Origin of the sequence: Tengunoibacter tsumagoiensis (assembly GCF_003967535.1) — a bacterium.
GTDB classification, from domain to species: Bacteria; Chloroflexota; Ktedonobacteria; order Ktedonobacterales; family Ktedonobacteraceae; genus Tengunoibacter; species Tengunoibacter tsumagoiensis.
In genome coordinates, this window is record NZ_BIFR01000001.1 from 1567285 (window position 1) to 1589163 (window position 21879).

At 50.6% G+C, this 21879-nt stretch carries 12 protein-coding genes; 4 read left to right on the forward strand and 8 right to left on the reverse strand.

What is annotated here, in order from left to right:
• Positions 1–68: 68 nt before the first annotated feature.
• The 7 genes from EL628_RS06170 to EL628_RS06200 all read right to left on the reverse strand — a co-directional run bounded on the left by EL628_RS06170 (position 69) and on the right by EL628_RS06200 (position 13915).
• Entirely contained in the window at positions 69–1712 is a 1644-nt protein-coding gene (locus EL628_RS06170; RefSeq protein ID WP_126579099.1) for a hypothetical protein, read from the reverse strand.
• 149 nt (positions 1713–1861) lie between these two features.
• On the reverse strand, positions 1862–4816 hold the full coding sequence (locus EL628_RS06175) for a serine/threonine protein kinase (RefSeq protein WP_126579100.1): 2955 nt from the start codon (positions 4814–4816) through the stop codon (positions 1862–1864).
• Positions 4817–4838: 22 nt separating this feature from the next.
• Positions 4839–7160 (reverse strand): serine/threonine protein kinase, encoded by a 2322-nt coding sequence (locus EL628_RS06180; protein WP_126579101.1) that lies wholly within the window; start codon positions 7158–7160, stop codon positions 4839–4841.
• Between the two features lie 353 nt (positions 7161–7513).
• Complete coding sequence (locus tag EL628_RS06185; RefSeq protein WP_126579102.1) at positions 7514–10210, reverse strand: DEAD/DEAH box helicase; 2697 nt, start codon at positions 10208–10210, stop codon at positions 7514–7516.
• A gap of 385 nt (positions 10211–10595) precedes the next feature.
• The gene (locus tag EL628_RS06190; RefSeq protein WP_218028877.1) at positions 10596–11582 is read right to left on the reverse strand and encodes a threonine ammonia-lyase; all 987 of its coding nucleotides are present in this window, start codon (positions 11580–11582) and stop codon (positions 10596–10598) included.
• Between the two features lie 192 nt (positions 11583–11774).
• Positions 11775–13394, reverse strand: a complete 1620-nt coding sequence (locus EL628_RS06195) for a TolB-like translocation protein (protein ID WP_126579103.1) — start codon at positions 13392–13394, stop codon at positions 11775–11777.
• The gene (locus EL628_RS06200) at positions 13391–13915 is read right to left on the reverse strand and encodes an RNA polymerase sigma factor (RefSeq protein ID WP_126579104.1); all 525 of its coding nucleotides are present in this window, start codon (positions 13913–13915) and stop codon (positions 13391–13393) included. Before EL628_RS06200 ends, EL628_RS06195 begins: the two co-directional genes overlap by 4 nt.
• Before the next feature lie 350 nt (positions 13916–14265).
• Between EL628_RS06200 and EL628_RS06205 the strand changes: the two genes are divergently transcribed.
• From EL628_RS06205 to EL628_RS06220, 4 genes are all read left to right on the forward strand, one after another.
• A complete protein-coding gene (locus EL628_RS06205; RefSeq protein WP_126579105.1) occupies positions 14266–14703 on the forward strand; it encodes a hypothetical protein in 438 nt (145 codons plus the stop codon).
• A 538-nt stretch (positions 14704–15241) separates the two neighbouring features.
• A complete protein-coding gene (locus EL628_RS06210; protein ID WP_126579106.1) occupies positions 15242–16609 on the forward strand; it encodes a glycine--tRNA ligase in 1368 nt (455 codons plus the stop codon).
• A 245-nt stretch (positions 16610–16854) separates the two neighbouring features.
• Positions 16855–17865, forward strand: a complete 1011-nt coding sequence (locus EL628_RS06215) for an endonuclease/exonuclease/phosphatase family protein (protein ID WP_126579107.1) — start codon at positions 16855–16857, stop codon at positions 17863–17865.
• A 112-nt stretch (positions 17866–17977) separates the two neighbouring features.
• Positions 17978–18931, forward strand: coding sequence for a universal stress protein (locus EL628_RS06220; RefSeq protein ID WP_126579108.1), 954 nt, complete (start codon positions 17978–17980; stop codon positions 18929–18931).
• A gap of 132 nt (positions 18932–19063) precedes the next feature.
• Here the strand turns inward: EL628_RS06220 and EL628_RS06225 are convergent, their stop codons facing one another.
• Positions 19064–21736, reverse strand: a complete 2673-nt coding sequence (locus EL628_RS06225) for a serine/threonine-protein kinase (protein WP_161975305.1) — start codon at positions 21734–21736, stop codon at positions 19064–19066.
• Positions 21737–21879 lie beyond the last annotated feature (143 nt).

Below are 21879 nucleotides of genomic sequence, written 5' to 3' on the forward strand. Positions count from 1 at the left end.
TCCACCCGTTCTAAGTCTTCCTGCAAATTGTCTTCGGGCAGGAGACTATAAATAACGATACTGTCTTTTTAATTGGCCGTCAATAGGAGATTTTTAAAGGCTACTTCTGTACCATTATTATCGACTTCCATGCCAATTCGTCCATCAGCATAAGATCCATCCTGAGCAGAACCAACCTCTTTCCCATTTACAAAAAAGGTAAATTTATCACCATTGGTGCTTACTTTCAGCGTATTGGTATTATCTGGTCCCTGCCCAAAATGATACTCATCGCCAACATCCTGCTTCCAGAGCTCATTCCAGCGTTTATTTTCTGGTTGGTTGCCATCAAATTTCCCGAATATGTAGCGTTTTGAGCCCTTTATCGTCGTATGAAAGACCTTAAAGCAATAAAAAGTCGCAATGGGTTGGTTATTTTGAACGGTCTCTTTGAAGCGAAGCATCAAGCCAAAGGAATTATTATAGCTGTCGTCCTGTCCCTTGACCTCATACATAGAAAGGGAATAGGCGCTATTGGCTGGAACGGTATCATCAGGAAGCGTCGAATAAGCGATATACTGATTGCTACTGGCATTGCTAATATGATAGGCGTTATCTTTAAATTCATAAGTAAGACCATTTTGCGAGCGCGTGTTCCAGTTATGAATGTTACTGGATAGATCGTCGGTAAGGAGATGGTTAGCGAAGATCGTTGCTTGAGCCATACTGGCCGCTGTTGCCGTACTATCGAGCAGATGATTTACTGGTCTGGGTGGAGTTACCGCAATTTGTTTCGATCCTGCAGGTATATGTGTCAGGGCAAAGCCGCCCGTACTCAGGAGAAGTAGAAGAGAGATAGTAATGAGTGCGATACGGGTGAACTTTTGACCCTTAGATAGAGGAGCCTTCTTATTTACTGTACTGGTAGCAGCGTTGGCAGGAGAAACGTCGGGTGTGAAAGCAGGTAAGAGCCCTGTCATATAGCGACCTGGTTGGCCTGGAACCGCAACCTTTACCACACGTACCGATTGTGTTAGCTTGAGCTTTCCAGTCTCATCATTATATGTACCTTGAGGTGTCTGTAATGATCCGGTTATACTGGGTAGATTCTGAGTAATGCGCGGTTGAGTGCCAGGCATAGGTATAGGCAGATTCTGAGTGGAGCGAGCTGGGAACTGAGGCGCGGAAAGAGTCTGAGTAATGCGCGGCTGAGTACCAGGCATAGGCATAGCTACAGGTAGACTCTGAGTAGAGCGTGGTTGAAACTGAGGGGTAGGTAAATTCTGAGTGGAGCGAGCTGGGAACTGAGGAGTAGGTAGATTCTGAGTGGAGCGAGCTGGGAACTGAGGAGTAGGTAGATTCTGAGTGGAGCGAGCTGGGAACTGAGGGGTAGGCAGATTCTGAGTAGAGCGTGGTTGAGTACCGGGCATAGGTTGTATCTGCTTCGCCTGCGGTTGGGATGCAGGAGCGAAGCCAGGCTGCTGGAAAGAACCAGGTATAGTAGGGACAGTCTGGTGCGTTGAGAATGGAGGGGTTGTAGTCTGAACATGATTTTGTTGTGGCGAGCGCCCTCCCTGGGTGAAAGGGAGAGGGGGAGCAAAGGGGTGTGTGGCGGGCCCGGCAGGCGTTCGGGCTGGTTGTTGAGCAGCAGGTCCAAAGGGCCAAAAAATGGATTGTGGCTCTTGAACTGGTTCATCTTGCTGAAATTGCGAAGATGAGTCTCGCGGTTTCATGATTCCCTCCAAAAGCATGCTCCAGGGTTGATAGTACTACCACATCTCAGATCATGTAGCGACACACTGAGAGGTAACTCAACAACTAGTTCCTGATGCGAAATGAGCCAGATGAGCTGAGAGATCTCCCAGCTCATCTGGCTCTCATCTTAGTTCCTGGTTAGAAGTAGATCCTTAAAGGCCACCTCAGTACCATTATTATCGACCTCCATCCCAATACGACCATTGGGATAAGCGCCATCCTGGGCAGAGCCTACATTTTTATCGTTCACAAAGAACGTGAACTTATCGGCATTGGCCACGATTTTGAGTGTATTCGTATTATCTGTTCCCTGGCCCATATGATATTCGTCGCCGATATCGCCCTTCCAGAGCTCGTTCCATTGATCATCGACAGTTTTGCCATTGCTATCAAATTTCAGGAACTTATAGACTTTGGTCCCCTTTGTTTTGCTGGTGGTGTTGAAGACCTTAAATGCGTAAAAGGTCACATGACTCTTGCCATCTTGCTGCTGCTCATTGAAGCGAATCATCAAGCCAAAGGAATTAAATGTGTTGGTATCATCGCCTTTGACCTCATACATAGAGATTTTGTATGTCAGATTGGCAGGAATATCATCATCTGGTAGCGTGGAGAAGGCGATATTTTCTTTATCAAAGTCACCAATATGATATGTCCCATCCTTAAATTCATAGGTATGGTTATTTTTCGATGTTATATTCCAGCTATGAATATTTGAGGACATGGCATCAGCCATAATCAGGCTGGCATCTGCTGTAGCTTGAGCTCCAATAGTAGCAGTGGACGCCGCATTCATTTTGTTGTTACTCTTGCTGCTGCCGGAAGTGCTGGCCTGGGAACTTCCTGAAGGAATGCGAGTCAACAAGAAACCAAATGAACCTACCAGAATTATCAGGGCAGCTATAAGCAGCAAGGATTTTTTAGGATTTCGTTTGACAGTGCCAGGTAGAGCAGCCACGCGCTCCTTCAAAGGGAGAGAAGCTGGTTCAGGCTCAGGGGGCAACATTGGTAAGATGCCTGTCATATATTGCCCTGGTTGTCCAGCTACTGGAACTTTCACTACCCGTACCGGTTGAGCCAGTTTCAACATGCCTGTCTCACCATTGTAATCGCCCTGTGCCATGCGTAAAGCACCAGTTGTTCCAGGTGCCGGAGCTGGTAAGAGTCCCGTTGAGCCAGGTCCTGGTAAGCTACCAGTTACACCTGTACCAGGATAGGGTAGCGCGCCCGTAGGTGTCCTTTGAAATCCAGCCTGCTGGAACGTACCAGTAGAGCCGGGCTGAAAATTCTGATTAGGAAGCGTACCAGTAGAATTGGGCTGGAAGTTCTGATTAGGGAATGTACCAGTAGAATTGGGCTGAAAGTTCTGATTAGGGAATGTACCAGTAGAACTGGGCTGAAAGTTCTGATTAGGGAATGTACCAGTAGAGTTGGGCTGGAAGTTCTGATTGGGAAACGTACCAGTAGAGTTGGGCTGGAAGTTCTGATTGGGAAACGTACCAGTTGCTTCCTGGGAAAAAGGTTCTAATTTTCGTGTATTTGCTGCAAAAGGCAGGGGTGGAGCAAAGGGGCGTGTTGCGGGACCTTCAGCAGGTAATGGTGCCGAAGGCAAGGGAGCTGATTGTGGCATCTTCTGAAAGGCTGGTTTTGGACCAAACAGTGGCCGAGGCCCCTGAGTGGTTGTCTCCTGTGCCTGTGGGGACTGTGAGGATGGGTCACGCTGGTTCATGGTTCCTCCAGATTGTTCATTAGGTGATGATGCCACTGACGAGTCAGATTCTGCTTCATCTGTTGCTTGTTTATTATTTGCGACAGGTTGAGCAGAGAGAGCTGGTCCCTGTTGAAGGCCGCGTAGGCTGGTTCGGTGTCCCAAACGTAAGCTTGTAGGAGGCAATGGAGTATTCTTAGACTGAGTAGCCATCAGAGGTTCATTGCTCAAAGCAGGCGTTGGTGGCAGTGGCGTAAACTTATCAGGCGTTGATGCCCTGGTGATAATAAGATCTGGTTCTTTATGATTATGAGCAGGTTTCACGACCGCGGGCAGATGTGCCTGGGTCAGAATACCTGAGAATGATGGCAAAGTGATACTATTTTTGCCAATAATATCCTTCCTGGGTGCAGCGGGCTGTGCCACCTCTGGCTTTTTGAGCCAGGCTGGATCGAAGATACCCCGTCGAGCAGGTGCAGGGGTTGTTGGAACATCTACAGCAGCCTTTCGTGATATGGAAGTAGCCGTTAAAGCAGAGCGAAAGGCTCGGGAGAAGTCACCAGCAGTGGGATAACGATCGGCAGCTTGTTTTGAGAGTGCGCGTAGTAGCACCTGTTCAGCAGCAGCGGGGAGATCTGAGCGATAGCTGCGTGGAGATGGTGGTGGTGTGTGTACATGATCCATAGCCACGCGCATCGGCATCTCGCCCTTAAAAGGGACCGTCCCCGTCAGCATGTGATAGAGAATAACCCCCAGGGCATAGATATCGGCGCGATGAGTGATCTCGCCGCCAATCACCTGTTCAGGAGCCATATAATCTGGCGTTCCCATTGGCATGCCAGCCTCTGACAGTTGTTGTTGTGATTGCCCCTCAATAAGCACCTTAACCAGACCGAAGTCTGTTAACAGTAACCGTTTATCAGGAGTCATTAAGATATTGGCGGGTTTAATATCGCGATGGACTACGCCGCGCTCATGAGCACAATCGAGGGCTGAAGCCATCTGCTCTAGATAATCGCAGCAGTTTTCAAAAGGGAGCTGCCCTAACGTTTCTAATTCATCGCGTAGTGTCCCACCGCTAATATAAGGCATCACCAGGTAGGCCAGACCATTTTGTTCGCCGTATTCATGTACATGAACAATATGGGGATGTTCAAGCGACGCTGCGGCATCACTTTCACGTCGGAAGCGCTCCAGAAAGGCAGCCTTCTGGTGTGGGAGAAGTGTGGTCATTGGTAGCAGTACTTTTACGGCTACTTGACGACGTGGGCGCGATTGCTGGGCAAGAAAGACAGCTCCCATCCCTCCACGGCCAATCAATGACTGGAGGGTACAGGTGCCTAGAGTTTTTCCAACCAGCTGTTCTGCTTGCATAAACCTCTCCCTTATACCGCAATTAACTTTTACTTAAAAGTAAATCCTTAAAGGCCACTTCAGTTCCTTTGTGATGAACGATCATCCCAATTGTTCCTCCAGTATACGAGCCGTCCTGGAATGTTTTCGAGAGAGTGGTACCATTGACTATAATAGTGAATTTATCGCCATTCATCGCTATTTTGATCGTATTCCCTTGATCCTTGCCCTGATGAAACTCATTGCCAAAGGCTAATTTGCCATCGTTGATCATGGACCAGGGGGTATCCGTATTGGCCTCATCAAATTTCCAGAACTCGTATTCCCCACCCTGCCTGGTATTGAGCACCTCAAACGTATAAAAAGTGGTAATAGTCTTATTCCCTACCTTCCGCTGATTGCAGCGAAAGATCATCCCAAAGGCATTTTCTGGTGATGCATCATCACCATTTACCTCCTGCATAGTCATTTGATAGCTCATCTGATTGGGAAACGACTTTGTACCTAAGAGAGCAGCCTGTGCTTTATCCTGATTATTGGCAATATGATAGGCTCCAGCTTTAAAGCTGTAGATATCGCCGGGGGCTACGGGCCAATTATTCCTATTTTGATCCAGCGCATCTGCTAGCAGTGTGTTGGCCTGAACGACGGCTGTGGCTGTAGCCTGAGTAGCCTGTTGTTTTGTCAGCGTCTTCCTGGGTTGTGGTGCTGGCGGAGTGTTCTTATGGTTTAAGGTAAAGAAGAGCCCTCCGACACCTCCAAGCAGGATTAAAATTGTGGCTGCGACAAGAAGCAGCTTCATAAAAGGTCTGCTCAATAGCGTTTTTGTGGCTGGAGCGGACGAAGAAGCCTCTTGTGAAACTGGTAACAGGCCTGTCACAAATTGTCCTGGTTGGCCTGCCACTGGTACCTTCAAGACTTTGACCGGTCCTGTCAGTTTCACCAGATTATTGGTGTTTTGATTACTATTCTGAGTGCCATCAAAGCCTAATGTCCCCGTCGCCTGGCGTGATGTCCAGGGTGATGGGATCGTGGCTGTATTTGATTCAGCGGATGGCATGGCAGTTGTATTGGTGATAGGTAGAGTTCCAGTTGCACCAGTGCCCATCATCGGGAATTTACCTGTGCGCGAGAGGAGCCCCCCGGTGCGAGGTATCTCCATCTCGGCGGGTGATGGTGCAGAAGATTGCAGGGGCGAGAGTGTCCCTGTGGCACCTGTCCCGGTCATCGGGAATTTACCTGTGCGCGAGAGGAGCCCCCCGGTGCGGGGTATCTCACCTGTAGCAGGCATATTGGCCGAGGCTGCCGGATAGGGCCGTGTGGCCGTTGGCATCCCATCCTGCTGTAAGAGCCCGAGGTTGCCTGGCTGTTCAGTTGTTGGGACTTTGGGCATGGCCCCTGTCGGCCTGAGTAAGCCAAATTGAGGCCGGGGTGGTGTTGGAACTGGTATACGAGAGGCGGTCATCAGCATCCCGGTCCGCGTATAATTATCTTCCAGGCGTATACCTGCATGTACCAGAGCCTGTCGAAAGGCATGAGCCAGATCATCTGCACGCATATAGCGGTCAGTGGGCCGTTTGGCGAGAGCGCGTAAGATCACCTGTTCCGCCGCAATTGGAAGGTCCCGGCGCATCATCTGAGGAGATGGAGGTGGAATCTGTAGGTGTTGCGCTGCAATCTGCATCGGCGTCTCGCCCTGGAAAGGCGTCGTCCCTGTTACCATCTGATAGAGGATAACACCCAGGGAATAGAGATCGGCGCGTGTATCAACCTCTTCACCAATTACCTGTTCTGGTGACATATAATCGGGAGTGCCTACGGGAGCCCCCGCGCCGGTTAAGCGTGCTTGTGGAACCTGTCCTTCAGCCACGATTTTAACCAGGCCGAAGTCAGTTAAGAGCAGGCGGCCATCAGGTGTGACCATAATATTGGCGGGCTTAATATCGCGGTGGATAACCCCATGCTCATGGGCGAAATCGAGGGCTGCTGCAATCTGTTCAAGGTAATTGACCGTTTTCTGAAGGGGCAACTGCCCCTCGCGTTCAAGCTCATCACGCAGCGTCCCGCCGCTAATATAGGGCATCACCAGATAAGCCAGACCATCGTTCTCGCCGTATTCATAGACTGGCATAATATGGGGATGCTCAAGCGATGCAGCCGCATCAGTCTCGCGGCGGAAGCGCTCCAGAAACGCAGCCAATTGATGAGGGCTAAGCGGCGTCATGGGCAAGAGCACTTTGACTGCGACCTGGCGTCGAGGCCGGGACTGTTGGGCGAGATACACTGCACCCATGCCGCCCTGACCCACCAACTTTTGCAGTGTACAGCTTCCCAATACGGTGCCGATCAAAGCTTCTGCATTCATCAAAAACTCTACCCCTCTTTTACTGCTGACGGTTTGCTTCGCCAGGCACTACAATCACAGAACAATACAACGCGCCCGTCTCGTGGAGACATACTTGTACTTTGTACATAGTAGTCAATTTGCACGCTTCTGACAATAAAATAGACCCTTTGGTATGACCAAAGTAATGTTTCAGGGTATATTTTCCTGCCACTCTGGCTGAAAATCGGTAGTTCTGACTGAAGAAGGCGCAGGAGCGCTAGTGGAGTTGTTAGAGATTCAGACCAGCATTCGATCTCTGTACTGGTCTGGATCTCTTCCTTATACACTTCTGGCAAAGGTCTTTCTGTCGATTGGATGCTGGTCTTAGATTATTATACGTCGCCGATAAAGGTCTCTTGATCGGATGGCTCCAGTGCGTCGCGATCTTCTTCAGCATCGAGAGGGACGTCTTCTTCTTTGACCCGGGCAACCATCGATGGAACGGTTCGGCTTTGAATGATAATGCCATGTAAGAGGGAGGCTGCCGCCTGTGAGAGCAGGGGACGAAGGCGTTCCAGGCGATCGCGCTGAGTCTGGAGACGTTGTGAGCGTTGCTGTTGATTTACTGAGATGTTGCGCTCATTGTTTGTGGCCTCAAACATTGTGGGGGCATCATCTACCCAGGCAGCTGGAGTATCCAGCAGTTGTCCCACCGCAGCCTGCACCTGTTGAATGAGATCGATAGTCTGGTTTAGATGCATTAAGATATCGCCCTCAGCCAGATCGATCCGCCGGAGCAGTCCGCTCAGTGAGGTATTGCGAGACCATGAGAGGGCCAGGCCATGGAACTCGGGGATGATACCCGGAGTAAAATTGACGCCTGCACGTTCTTCAATGCCTCGAACGTGTTGGGTGATACGCCAGAGATCGCGGCGGACCTCAAGCAGCTTCTGTGGTAAGACGTGGCGATTATTGAGCCGTCGATCATTATCATAGGTAAACCAGCTACAGATCTCGGCCAGTTCGTTGGGGGAGATCTCATCGAGCATCCCCTGCGTCATCAGTTCGATAATCATGACGCCTGCGGGATGGAAGATGTTTCTCAACAGCCGTCCTTTGAGCGTTAATTGATCGTCCTGACCAATATAGCCCAGGGCGCGGAGAGAAAAGATGGTCCCATCGAGCTCTGCGGCCCCGGCACGACTGAGCGGAAAGGCCCCAATGCGTTCGCGGCGCTTCTCCAGTGCCTTTTCCGCCTCTACAGAGGCTGCCCCTTTCTTCTTTTTGCCAGACTTTTTGGCCTTCTCATAGCGCTTCTCCAGACGTTGGAGCTCGCTAATCTCCCAGAGCAGATAGCGCTGGAATTCGCGCAGGCTGGAGGCACAGATGCGGCGCAGATGCTGGATATCGCCGGGGCGCCAGAGATTGAGCACAGAATTATAGCGAATAACAAACGAACTGGTGACTGGCAGCAGTTCGCCCGTGATGCGTTGGAATGAGGGCTCAAAGGGCTCCCAGGGGGAATAAGGGATGATCGCAGCTCCCCGTGTATCCATGCCACGGCGTCCAGCTCGTCCAGTTAACTGGCGATACTCATTGGGTGTCTGGAGGCGCATCTCCTGACCATCAAACTTGCTCAGGCTGCCGACAACCACGCTACGAGCGGGCATATTGACGCCAAGGGCAAGCGTATCAGTGGCAAAGACGGCCCGCAGGTGTCCACGAGCAAAGAGCGTCTCTACCAGCACTTTGAGTCCAGGCAACAGGCCCGCATGGTGGAAGGCCAGGCCTCGTGGCAACAGTTTTAGGAGTGAATGCACCTGCTGGAGATTACGATCTTCTTTCGGCAGATTCTCCAGCCAGATCGTCACCTCCTGGCGAATCAGCTCTTCCTCTTCTGGACTGGTGAAGTTGTGAAGCGAGGCGCTCATAGCGGCCTCTTCAACGGCGCGACGACCAGGTAAGAAATAGAGGCAGGGCAGTTTATCAGCCTCGCGCAGAGCGGTCAGCATCTCGCCGGGCTCAGGAGCTTTGCGCAAAGGGGCTCGTCGGGGCTTCGTGTTCTCCTGGGCTGGTGCATCCGGGCGAGCCTCAGGTGCAGAACTGGTTGCCGTTTCGGTAATAATCTCGGATGCCTTTTGCGGGCGACGAGACTGAGCATGGCGCTGATTTTTCGGTAGCCTGAAATCGCGAGGACGAGGGAGCTTTCCTCTAGGAGGTTCGATTGCCTGTACCTCCTCTTCCTCCTCCTCCTCAGTTAGCTCATCCTCAAAGCGAAATGAGCGACCACGTCCACCGGCTCGAGCCAGTTTTGCCTCGCCACCGATGCCTGGAAAGCGCTCCACGCGATTGCCATTGGCATCCTGCACCAGATGAAGCTTTCCATCCAGGAAGTAATAGTGCTCCAGTGGGACGGCTCGTTCTTCGTGAAAGACCAGCTCGATCGGACGATGGACGCGGGTAATCCAGCTTGCCAGATCCTCAGCATTGCTGACTGTAGCCGAGAGGCCCACCAACTGCACATGAGGAGGAGAGCAGATAATCGCTTCTTCCCAGACTGGGCCACGTCCAATATCGCTGAGATAATGGAGCTCATCAAAAACGACAAAGCCGACATCCTGAAGCGAGGAAGGCGTTAAGTTCTCTTCGGGGGTAATATACTCGCCGCCATCTTCCAGCAGCATATTGCGATAGACCTCAGTGGTCATAATCACGATCGAGGCGCGGCTATGTTCAACGATATCGCCAGTAACCAATCCAACTGCTTCGTTACCGTATAGGGCACGCATATCGCGGTATTTCTGGTTAGAGAGAGCCTTTAAGGGTGTAGTATAAATGACGCGTTGATTGCGCTGTTGGGCCAGCCAGACGGCGTATTCGGCCACCATTGTTTTCCCGGTGCCTGTTGGCGCGGCCACCATTACAGATTGCCCGGCGGCCAGATGTTGCATGGCTTCGACCTGAAAGCCATCAAGAGGGAAAGAGTAGCGGGCAGCAAAATCCGCTATCTCTGGTTGGTGCTGTTGAGCATTCATATTGGGACCAGTTACCACGTGTTCGTCCGTTTTCTCTACTTTAATATCACTCAATGTTTCCGGAATATTGTAGCACCTATTCCATGGACGAGCAAGGTGTTTCAGGAGGCCAGGAGTGTCATCGTACTGGCCTCCTAAAAATGTGAGATTATACCGTATATACAGTAATGAACCCTATAATTATCAATTTCATGCTTCTATTAAATAGAAGCAGATACGAAAGAGAAGGTGAAAAATGATCCCACATACTCCCGAACTTATGATACTTTTAGTGGTTTTTATCCTTATTGCCTTTCCAATTATCGCCTTTTACATGTTGGTGTCTCTTCTCATCCGTAAATTCTGGGCTGGTAAAGATCACAAGTAACGTTGGTGGAGTGAGAGTACCTCCACCAGGGAAACTCTTCTTTTTTTCCTGCCTCATCCGACTGAAGCGGACTTATTGTTTGCTTTCATTCGTGAGTGCAAGCGCCTGCTTTAACTGTACGAGAGAGGTATTGCCGCCAGAGCAGATCACGCCTACCTTCTGACCAGCCAGTTCTGTACGTAGACGATAGGCAGCGGCCAGTGCGGAGGCACCTGCGGCCTCAGCCAGAGTATGGGCATGCTCCAGTAGCCAGACCATCGCTTGCAGGATCTCTTGATCGGAGACGAGCAGAAAGTCGTCTAACGTCTCCCAGAGAATACGTTGAGGCAGCTCGAATGCTGTTCCAGTTGCCAATCCTTCGGCGATAGTCTGATTGGGGGCATGTATCAGACGATGTTGTCGCCAGCTCTCATAAGCGGCTGGCGAGGCCTCCGATTGCACACCGATAACCTTGATAGTCGGATTGAGAGCTTTGGCAGCGATGCAGGCGGCAGCAGCTCCACTCCCTCCGCCAATTGGTACAATTATCGTCTTGAGCTCAGGCTCGTCCGCCAGCATCTCTAGATATGCTGTAGCCACGCCAGCAATCAGATCAGGTTCATTGCCTGAATGGATATAGCGATAGCCATGCTCCTGTGCTAACTCTTCACAATAGTGTTTTGCATCATCAAATTTTTCGCCATGAAAGATCACCTCAGACCCCATTCCCTGCATGGCTGCGACTTTTCCTGGATTGGCCTGAAGTGGAACCACAATCCGCGAGCTTACCCCAAAGAGGCGAGCGGCATAAGAGACTGATTGCCCATGATTTCCCGTTGAAGCTGCAATAACGCCCAGTGTGCGCTCTTCGGGGGAGAGCTGTGCAATGAGATTAACGCCTCCACGGACTTTGAAGGCCCCAACGGGGAGATGATTCTCGTGTTTGAGATAGATACTCGTTCCCAGGAGATTGTTGAGTGCTGGATAGCTATAAAGAGGGGTTGGGGCAAGGTACGGTCTGATACGGCGCTGGGCCTGTAAGATATCGAACAATGTGGGGACATGCATAGATTGTGACATGGTCTGCGTCTCCTTCTCTCGGTCCTAGAGCGATCTTCAAATACCTGTTTATACCTATAGTCTTACCTGTTATAGAGCAGGCATGTCAACAGCCAATGCTACGCAAAGATCCCATACCAATTGGTGAGGTATGGGATCTCTGGCTTCGCTTGAATGTCCACCTGATGATTGATCGCTGTTATAAGCAATCCTTTATCTGCTCCAGCCCACAATGGCAAATGAAATGTGCTGGCTATTATCGCTCTGGATGATCTGCGTAAGATCCCCTCCCTGGAGAGAGCCAATATTCAAGCTTTGCGCATCTCCATTATTCAGCAGAACACTATAGAGGCTCCCATCGTATGAGACGTTGCCAGAGGAATAGGGAGTATCACCTAGTAGTGCCAGCTCCTTTGAGCCCGCAGCAATCGTATACAACTGCTTTGCCGTACGTTTACCATCCGTTGAGACAGACCAGATGCCCCCGTGATTGCCATCCATCGTGAAGATGAGCGTCTTGTCATCAACCTGCTGGAGCGAGGTCACCCAGCCTCCCGATTGATCAACCCAGAGAGATGCAGGCCAGTTAGCGGGAAGATCTCCTGTCACAGGGATACTGCGAATCACAGTTGGACCCTGAAAGGTCAAGGTAGGTGAGATCGAACATTCGCTGATATAGAGAACGTTTGGATTGGCTGAACCTGTCATCTTAGTGCATGAATTTTGCGTCTGATGGATGATCGTCATGTCAGAAGCAGCCGTATATTGCTTTGTCGCATCTATCAGAAAGGTTGGCGAGCTGCCTGAAATGGTCTGGGGATGTGCGCTCACCACAAAGTGTGTATTGTCCAGCCAGGCATTAAAGGTCACACGTCCCATCGCCGTAATTCTATGGACTTGTCCAGCCGCGTTCAGCGAGAATGCTTGTAGTCCGCCGTCATTAGAGGGTGGTAAAGAGAATACGACCGTTTGCTGGTCTGGTGACATCCAGGCATCAAGGATGGTATCAGTGTTACAATAGAGCGTCTGCCGATCCTGTCCATTGGAGCTAATGAGCTCAATAGCGTCTTGCGTATCCGTTGCAGAGACGGCATGCACAACCATCAGAATCCATTTTCCATCGGGCGAGAGATGAGCATTGATCACCGAGTTCCGGGGATCACTAAACAGTGTTGTTGATTGTCTGGTTGCTGTATTGTAGGCATTGAGAGAGACAGTCGTCGATTGGGCGCTCCCAACCGTCAGATAGATCAACTTATTCTGTGCGCTGGCAGTGATGGCTGGCATGATTGCTGCACGAGAGGTCGAAGCCGCCGGGCAGGTCGTCTCGAAGGTCTGATTGGTTGTTGTCTGGGTGGCCCCTGGTGTCGTCTGAGTTGCTGTTTGTCCAGGTGTTGCATGCGTAGTAGGCGTAGGCTTACCTGCTAGAGATGAGTTGTGCAGCACAGTGAAAACGGTGATAAAGCTTCCAACCAGGATACCGACCATAAGCAGTGCAACGAGGGTCTCCAAGAGCCGTCTTCTGGATAGAGATGTCATAGATTGAGGCCTCCTACCTGGATAATCCATCATGTGTGTTATTTTAGTGCTAGATGTGTTGGCTTGAAATGGTTGATTGGGTGATTGGATAGGCTGAAAGTGGCCAGATTGTTGCAGCCGCTGGCGGACGCGGTCGAGCGAGGCCTGTTCTCTGGCTGCGCTTGCGGAATAGAGATGACTGAGCTGCTGGACCATCCGTTGTGTAGGGGCTGGAGAGGCCGACGTAGACTGCTCTGAGAGTTGCTGGTCCAGAGCATCTTCAACGCTCTCAGGCTGAAATTCGGCGTCCTTCATACGTGTGCTTCCTCCTGATAATAAGCTCGTAAGGTATTTAAGGCTCGGGCCAGTTGTGAGCGGATCGTACCGGCTCGTTTTCCCAGTAAGGCGGCGATCTCGGTACAGCGTAGCCCATGTGAGAAATGGAGTGTCAGCACCTCCTGTTGAACTTCTGGTAAGAGCCGGATTGCTGTTTGCAACTGAAGGTATTCTTCTCGTTGAAGCGCCTGTTGCTCTGGTGCCAGCCCTTCATCGGCAAAGAGCCGTTCAGTCATAAGATCGAGCGCAATAAGCTGGCGACGTTGAGCTCGGCGATAGCGATCCACAACCTTATTGTGGGCGACGCGGAGGAACCAGGCTCGTTGGCGATGTTCATCGAGCTCTGGGAGTCCTCCTCGTTCGAGAACATTAAGAAAAATGTCATACAGAATATCTTCGGCATCTTCTGGGCTGGCAGTATGCTGACGAAGATAGGCGAAGGTTATGCTCGCATAGCGAGCATATAGATGAGCCGGGTCCTCAAGAAAAGCATCACTCATTGCTAGCAAACTACTTCCTCAATAAAAAGCGGACGTATAGAATAAATTCAATCAATGATTGGCAGGTAATTCAGTGATTAGTCTTAGAAGTTGATTATGTTCTGTACAGTAATCGTTCTCATGAGCGAAAACGTTGCATGGGAACAGCCCGTTATTTACAGAGAGAAAGGAGCTCAACGACCAATCCTGTTTTCTTTCTGTCTCTTTTGAGAAGTATTTCTCTCTTGCCTCACCTCAAGCGGTCGATACAGAGATGTAGAGAGGTTACCATGAATAGTGTGGTGGCACTTCATCAATTATTGTCTATTCGTGGTTTGTGAAGTGAAGTGAAGGAGAGAGGAAGAGGAAATATGTCAACGCATATGCAATCGCAGCTTGAGGTTCGAGAACATCTGGAAGAGCGGCTGAGAATACAGTTTCCGTCGGCGCAACGACAGGAGATTCTGCACGCGGTCGAAGTAGCGATGGGTCAGCATGGCTATGTTTTGCACTCCCATGAAGGTCAGCATTCTGGCATACATGCTAGAGATGGAGAGAAGTTGAATCAGCCGAGGTTACAGAATGGACAGACATTGGATCAAAGCCAGTTGAGTTCACTTATACCACAGTCATCGCCCTCTGCTCTGGCCCTGCTACGAGCACGAGATGCAGCTATTGTGGCGGCCCAATCTATCCCTGATCCCGCCGTCAAAATGGCTGCCGTGGCTGGAGCCTATCTGGCTCATTGTGCTGCCAGCGTTATTAACGAGCAACAGCAGCAGCAAGAACAGAAATTTAGCCGCAATTAAACAGTAACCGGCTAGAAATAAGCGGCCTCTCTTCCTCCGGGTGAAAAGCCTATCATGTGTTGCATGCGGGAAGAATACAGGGAGTGAAGGCCGCCGAGACCGTTGCCGTGGAGGATTTCGCGCGATGGTCATGGTGGTGACGCTGAGCTGAGGTTTTCCATAACATATAGCCATAAAACTATAGATGCGACCTTGTGAATAACGGATGTTCCCTCTTGCAAGTTGAGGGGTTCTTCGTTATACTGAAAAGCGTTGGACAAGCAGATATGCTATGCCAGCAGTGATGAAGAAGAGTAGCCTGTTGATGATAGCAGCGAGCTGATAGATGGTGCGAGATCAGTTATTAAAGATAGGTGAAGGGCGCTTCGGAGCTGGACGAGACAAGAATGAGTGGCTTCACTGCTGAAAGTGGAGAAACAGGGTGGGACCGCGGATGCATAAGCCGTAAGACGTAGCTGCCCCAGGCCTACGCAGGAGCATTCGTCCCTGGGCGTATTCGTGCGCCTGGGGGATTTTTTTGCCAAGGAGAAGACCACTCATGACTCAGACCGAAGAAAAAGAAGAGATTACAGGCACGCCTCTGGTGCCGATCGAGAAGATTGTATCCCTGTGTAAACGCCGTGGTTTTGTCTATCCCAACTCTGAGATCTATGGCGGTGTCGCTGGTATCTATGATTTCGGGCCATTGGGTGTGGAACTGCGCAACAATATCCGTCGTTTCTGGTGGTGGTCAATGGTCCAGACCCACGATAATGTCGTTGGGATCGAAGGGGCGACCATCACTCATCCACGCGTCTGGGAGGCCAGCGGTCACGTCGAGAACTTTGTTGATAAGCTGGTAGATTGTAAGAAGTGCAAACGTCGCTTCCGCACTGACCATCTAGATCCCGTGAATTTAGAGCAGCACAAATGTCCCGTCTGTGGTGGTGAACTGACCAGCGAGCCCCGCGTCTTCAACCTGCTGATGGAGACCTATCTGGGCGTCGTTGAGGGCGATCGCATGAAGACCTACCTGCGTGGTGAGGCCTGCCAGAACATCTACCTTGACTACGATAACGTGCTGAAATCTTCGCGCATGCAGATCCCCTTTGGCATCTGTCAGATTGGGAAAGCCTATCGAAACGAAGTCACCCCCGGCAACTTCCTGTTCCGACAGCGAGAATTTGAGCAGTGGGATCTCCAATTCTTTGTTCATCCCACCGAGATGGAGAAGTGGTTTGAGTACTGGAAAGAGTATCGCTTCAAGTGGTATCAGACCATTCTCAACCATAAGGATCGCCTGCGTTTCCATGCACATGGAAAGGATGAACTGGCTCACTACGCTAAACAGGCATTTGATATTGAATATCGCACCATTCTCGGCTGGCAGGAGTGGGAAGGCATCCACTGGCGGCAGGACTGGGATCTCTCTCGCCACTCACAGTATAGCGGTCAGGATCTCAGTTATGTGGATCCACTTACCAAAGAGAAATATATTCCCTGGATTGTTGAGACCTCGGGAGGCGTCGATCGCACCTTCTTAAATCTGCTGCTGGATGCCTACGAGGAAGAGCCAGATCCAACCGGAAAAGATCCTCGAACAGTTTTGCGCCTGCATCCCTGGCTGGCTCCTGTCAAAGTAGCCGTCTTCCCATTGCAGAAAAACAAAGAGGAACTGGTCTCGACCGCCAAAGCGATTCACAAGGATCTGCAACGGTATATGGTCTCACAGTATGATGACGTAGCCGCGATCGGTCGTCGCTATCGTCGTCAGGACGAGATTGGAACTCCTTTCTGCGTCACCGTTGACTTCCAGACCTTAGAAGATCAGACCGTCACCATTCGTGAGCGCGATGGCATGACCCAGCAGCGCATCGCTATCAGCGAACTAACAATGTACCTGCTGGAGCGCGTCACCTGGAAGTAGGCATATACCAGCAAGTCACAGGCTGTACCTTTTCTTCTTCCTTTTTCGTCTGATATAGTAGAACTAAAAGCACAACTATCTCATGACGATAAACATAGAAGAAGGAAGCCAAAGAGGGCTCTCTGAACATGGACGGGAACTTCGTTCATGAGATAAAGAGAGTCCTTTTTGTTGGGAATGATCATTGCTGAGAGTGCCGTCAGGTGAAGTGGATCTGGCGGGGTGGTAGAAAAAAGGATAGCAGAATGACACGTATTGTTTCATATAACATTTTAGCTGGCGGATACGACCTTTTAAATAATAACATCAAGCGGACAGAACAGCTTCTCCAGATGATTCGTCCTGTCCAACCAGATATTGTGGGCCTTTTGGAAGCGATTCATCCAGCAATGAAGGATGGTCCACGGGTTATAGATGAGCTTGCCGAGGGATTAGGGATGCAACTGGTTGAAGGTGGGCCAGCTCCAAGGGTAAGAGATTATCGTTTAGCACTCCTGACGCGTCTTCCGATCCTGTCGACAAAGATCCATGAGCGCCCGGGGAGAATTTTGCGCCCGGTGATTGAAGTCTGCGTTGAAGATGAGAATGGTCAACCTCTGACAGTCTTTGTCACGCATCTTGCAGCGGCCTTTAATCGAGGACGTGGTGGTGGTGGAGTACGGATGCGCGAGGTCCGCGAAGTACTTGATATCATGGCAGAGGCACGTGCCTCTGGTCAACCACATCTATTAATGGGAGATTTTAACTCATTAGCGCCCCGAGAGCCATTCAAAGGAAGCAACCTGATACGCTATGTTGTTGGCATCGATACAACAAAGCAGCAGGCAGACCTGAGCGATGGCAATCCGAATCTCAATGCCGTTGTGCCACCTCGCCTGCGTTTCCTGAATCCCGTACTTCAGCTCATTGCAGTTCATCCAACGTTAGGAGCCCTGTTTGACCTGGTAGCAACCTTTTATGTACCTCGTGGCTGTATCAAACTCTTACTGGAGGCCGGTTATATCGATAGCTACCGCAGAACCCATCCACATGAGCGGGGATTTACCTGTCCCGCCGCAGCACCAGCAGGCAGAATCGACTACATCTTCTCCAGCCCTACACTTATCGACCGTTTGAGCTCCTGTGACGTGCTCACCAGAGGTGATGGCGACCTGCCAGGCTTCCTCGCTAGCGATCATTTTCCATTGACCGCTGAATATGGGGTGAAGGTCATTCCTGAGCCAGTTGCTGAAGAAGATGACACCATCAAAATCTAGCCAGTCTAGTGGCATACCCCTTGTCTACTTAGCCAGCTTCCACGACGTTATCTGAACAGGGTACTGTCCAGTATGTGGTCGGGTTAGAGGCAGACAGATAAAGGGGGCTAGAATGTTCAAGCAGATCATTGTTCCGTTGGATGGTTCATTAGCGGCTGAGCAGGCAGTTCCGCTGGCTGCAAGGATCGCTCTGGCCTCATTGGGGCGGCTTAAACTTGTGCATGTAGTCACCGTATCCCCCGAACAGAAACTGCTGTTGGGGGCAAAAAAACAACAGCAGCGGCACGAAGAAGAGTTACAGAAAGCCAATGACTATCTAACCGGAGTTATTGAGCGTCATCCTTTGACCGCTGTTGAGGTTGAGCATAAGGTTCTGTTTGGGCAGCCAGGTAGTACCCTGTTGAAATACATCAATGAGCAGCAGAGTGCTCTTGTCGTCCTGATCGCTTTTGAGGAACCAGAGCTGAAGCGCTGGATTTTTGGCAGTGTGGCTCAGGAACTGGTGCGTAATAGTACTATTCCCATGCTGATTTTGCGTGAAAAAGGGAAAGAGCTTGAGCCCGATGCAAAGCCGCCACGCGCATTGGTCTGTCTGGATGGTTCTGAACTGGCTGAGACGGTCCTTGAGCCAGCAGCCTATCTATTACGTAATCTCGCACTTTCTACACAAAAAGAGTTTCATCTCATCCGCATGGTACTCAAGCCCACTGAGCGTGAAGAGGCCGCCAATTTACAGATAGGAATTAGCGTGCGTCGGCAAGCCTGGTCGGAAGCAGAGGAGTATCTTAGAGCGGTCAGCAAACGTGTAGCGGAAAACCATCCAGAGTTGCAGGTAACCTGGGCAGTGCAAGAGAGCATTAGCGTAGCGAAAGACCTCATAAAATTGGCAATGTTGGGTGAAGAGACCAGCGAGCCAGGCGTTTATGCTGAAGCCTATGATCTGATTGCTTTGACAACAGTAGGGCGTCAGGGGCTGGATCGGCATATTTTAGGAAGCGTGGCGGAGCGTATTCTGCACGATGCCACAGTTCCTCTCTTTGTTGTGCCACCACCTGTACAGAGCTAAAAGCTACTGACAGCGATAGCGCCATACCATAGATAAAGGGCGTGCCCCCTGCGGTCAGTTCCGCAGGGGGCACGCCCTGATGTGTAGCAACCAGATGATAGTACTTTCCTCACCAGAGACTAAAGGCTATCATCAGGATACCGCTTGCAGGTCGATTGTCGCCAGATAATGTCCTTCAGTATAGGCTTGATTGGCGCCAGCAGAACCCAGAATGGGGAGTGGTCCCTCATTGGGTGGAATCGTATGGCCTGTATAAGAGTCAGCTACTGTCTGCTTCTGCTGGAGAGCTGTTTGAATAATGTCTGGATCAGTCAGATCGGTAGCTTTCAAAATTTTAACATCATAATCTCGAATTTTTTGTATCCAGGTCCGTAGATCCGTGATAGCATTTTTGATATTCTGAATATGTTGGAGCGTGGCAGCGCTATTGCCGGGAACCTGTTTAAGATTATCCAGCTCTTTATCCAGTGTATCAATATAGCCAGCCTGAGTTGTTGAAGAGAGCAAGCCGATAGGTACTGAAATCTGACTGGGAAAGCTAGCAGGTAGATCTCCACTACTGCGAGCATAGGCAGAGCCATCGACTGCTTCAATAATGCGGGTGGCCTGTCGACGTGCCAGACCCGTATCGTGAGAGTTCTGTAGCGAATCCACAATACTCACTGCTTTATCATTCATATTTTTAATAGAATCAAACAGGCCATTGATAACAGCAGGATTTGTGGGCAGATCGCCATCTGCATAGAGCAGTTTTTTCAGAATAGGCAGAGATGCTGGATTGAGGAGCGCCTGAAAGACTTTTTGATTGGCAGGCTTTGTGGGCGTGCCCTGGCCCTCTTCCAGCGTAATAAAGATCCCTTTCGTAATTGCCAGGAGATTTGTGTGTTTATCATCGCCTGCATACGTATAGTCGATGCTACCCTTCTGCACATCCATCGCCCCCAGTGGTATTACCTGATCGCTTGATTCTTGTAGCCAGGCAAAATACGTCTTGCCATCTGGTGGTGCGGCCACAGTATTTATACTGATGTGTAGTTGATCACTGTGACCTAAGGCGCTATCCTGAAAAAAGACCTGGCGTAGTGGTGGCACTGGCGTTGGTTGTTGGTTGGCCGTCTGTTTGTCGAGTAAGAGATTAGCGCCCAGGGCACTGAAGAGTACAAGCAGCACAATGACAAGTACACCAATCACAAGATAGATTGGTGAATCAGCAAACCGCAAAAAGCCACTCTTCTTCCGCGGAGGAGCAGGCCGATGCGGCATGCCTTGCGCTGGTTGAGCTGGTGGGAGCGTTGGAATAGGGGCCAGCGACGGCATACTCCCATAGGATGGACCAGCAGGATTTGGAGGATACTGCTGAGCATTTTGTGGTGCAGGCTGCATTGGTGGTACAGCGGGATAATAAGGGCTGGAAGATTGCTGCGGCTGTTGCTCGGGCGCCTGCCGTTGTGGCGGCACAGGTGGAATGGAAGGTTGCTGTGAGCGACCACCAGTGAGGCCATGCTGGGATGGCAGATTGAAGCGATTGGATGATGGCTTTGTTGAAGATGAAAAGCCTGAAGTACCTAGCTGGCCGGTCAGCCACTGATCCTTGTTGGCAGACTGTTCTTTTTCTCGTTCGTTGACTGGTTTTGCTTCAGCCTTTTCAACAGGAGGCGTTTGCGGCGCTGGCGCTGGTAGTGCTGGTGCTGGTATTGATGCGGGTGCTTGAGGATCAGATACAGGTTGAGATGCCTGGTAATTGACCGCGGGCAGGGGCTGTGAGAGCTGTTTAGAGACTGCAGGCAGTGGTCGAGAGATCTGCGACAATGGATTCTGAGGGACTATTGGTCTCATTGGATAGAGAGGAGGCAATGGCTGTGAGACACCAAGAATCGAGTTTGGAACCGTAGAGTTCTGTGTATGCGGCTCATTCTCAAAGGTTTGTGGTCGATTGATATGGAACGTCGTCTGTAGAGAGCAAGCCTCAGCCACTGCTGCGGCGAGGTGAGCAGCCGATGAAAAGCGCGTTGCAGGATTTTTTGCCAGTGCTCGTAAGATCACCTCGGAGAGGGCGGCAGGAATGCTTGAATTAATGAGAATAGGCGGAGTTGGTAACGCGTTGATGTGCTGCATCATAATGGCAACAGAGCTATCCCCACGGAAGGGAACCATGCCTGTACAGATCTCATACAGCATTACGCCCAGTGCATAGATATCGCTGCGCTGGTTGACCGGATCACCGGCGGCCTGTTCAGGCGAAACATAGGCAGGCGTGGTGGTCATGCTGGTATTATTGACAATCTGTGAGATACCAGCATCGGTGAGCTGGGGTTCGCCAGCGTCAAAATGGGCGACCTGAAGCAGATTGAGCAGAACATTCGCGGGTTTAATATTGCCATGAATAATTCCGCGACCGTGGAGCATATCTATCCCAGACGCGAGAGCCGAAGTAAGGTAGACAATCGCTGCTGGGGCAGGAATATAGCCGCGGTGTGAGGTTCCTTGAAGATAGTGGGCAAGCGTCTGACCCTCAACATACTCCATCACAATACAAGCGATCGTCTCGTTTGTCTGAGGGGTGCGTGTAATCAAATATTCCCGCACTGGAACAAGATTCGTATGCCGTATAAGCGAAATGACCTGACCCTCATCAGTAAAGCGCTTCATAAAGTGTGGATCAGATTGTAAATCGCTATGAATTATTTTGAGAGCGACCTCTTGGTGAATGGAGACATCACGAGCTTTCCATACCTCACCTACTTGGCCTCGTCCCAATGATTGCTGTAACTCGTATTTACCCAGGCGGCGTGGAGCTGTGCTCATTGCATCCTCCTGCATGCCGATAGACCTCAAATGGTCCAGTCCGGATTGCCATAAATTGTGGAAAATGAAAAAAATTGAGTCAAGAAATAAAGCGAGCTGTTTAACCTGTCACAGTATCCCTTGTTACCATAGCAGAGGTATGG

Excerpts from the sequence above, each read along its gene's own strand:
- EL628_RS06170 (WP_126579099.1), bottom strand. The coding sequence starts at position 1,712 with ATGAAACCGCGAGACTCATCTTCGCAATTTCAGCAAGATGAACCAGTT.
- EL628_RS06220 (WP_126579108.1), top strand. The coding sequence starts at position 17,978 with ATGTTCAAGCAGATCATTGTTCCGTTGGATGGTTCATTAGCGGCTGAG.
- EL628_RS06200 (WP_126579104.1), bottom strand. The coding sequence starts at position 13,915 with ATGAGTGATGCTTTTCTTGAGGACCCGGCTCATCTATATGCTCGCTAT.
- EL628_RS06190 (WP_218028877.1), bottom strand. The coding sequence starts at position 11,582 with ATGTCACAATCTATGCATGTCCCCACATTGTTCGATATCTTACAGGCC.
- EL628_RS06225 (WP_161975305.1), bottom strand. The coding sequence starts at position 21,736 with ATGAGCACAGCTCCACGCCGCCTGGGTAAATACGAGTTACAGCAATCA.
- EL628_RS06210 (WP_126579106.1), top strand. The coding sequence starts at position 15,242 with ATGACTCAGACCGAAGAAAAAGAAGAGATTACAGGCACGCCTCTGGTG.
- EL628_RS06205 (WP_126579105.1), top strand. The coding sequence starts at position 14,266 with ATGTCAACGCATATGCAATCGCAGCTTGAGGTTCGAGAACATCTGGAA.
- EL628_RS06175 (WP_126579100.1), bottom strand. The coding sequence starts at position 4,816 with ATGCAAGCAGAACAGCTGGTTGGAAAAACTCTAGGCACCTGTACCCTC.
- EL628_RS06195 (WP_126579103.1), bottom strand. The coding sequence starts at position 13,394 with ATGAAGGACGCCGAATTTCAGCCTGAGAGCGTTGAAGATGCTCTGGAC.
- EL628_RS06215 (WP_126579107.1), top strand. The coding sequence starts at position 16,855 with ATGACACGTATTGTTTCATATAACATTTTAGCTGGCGGATACGACCTT.
- EL628_RS06180 (WP_126579101.1), bottom strand. The coding sequence starts at position 7,160 with ATGAATGCAGAAGCTTTGATCGGCACCGTATTGGGAAGCTGTACACTG.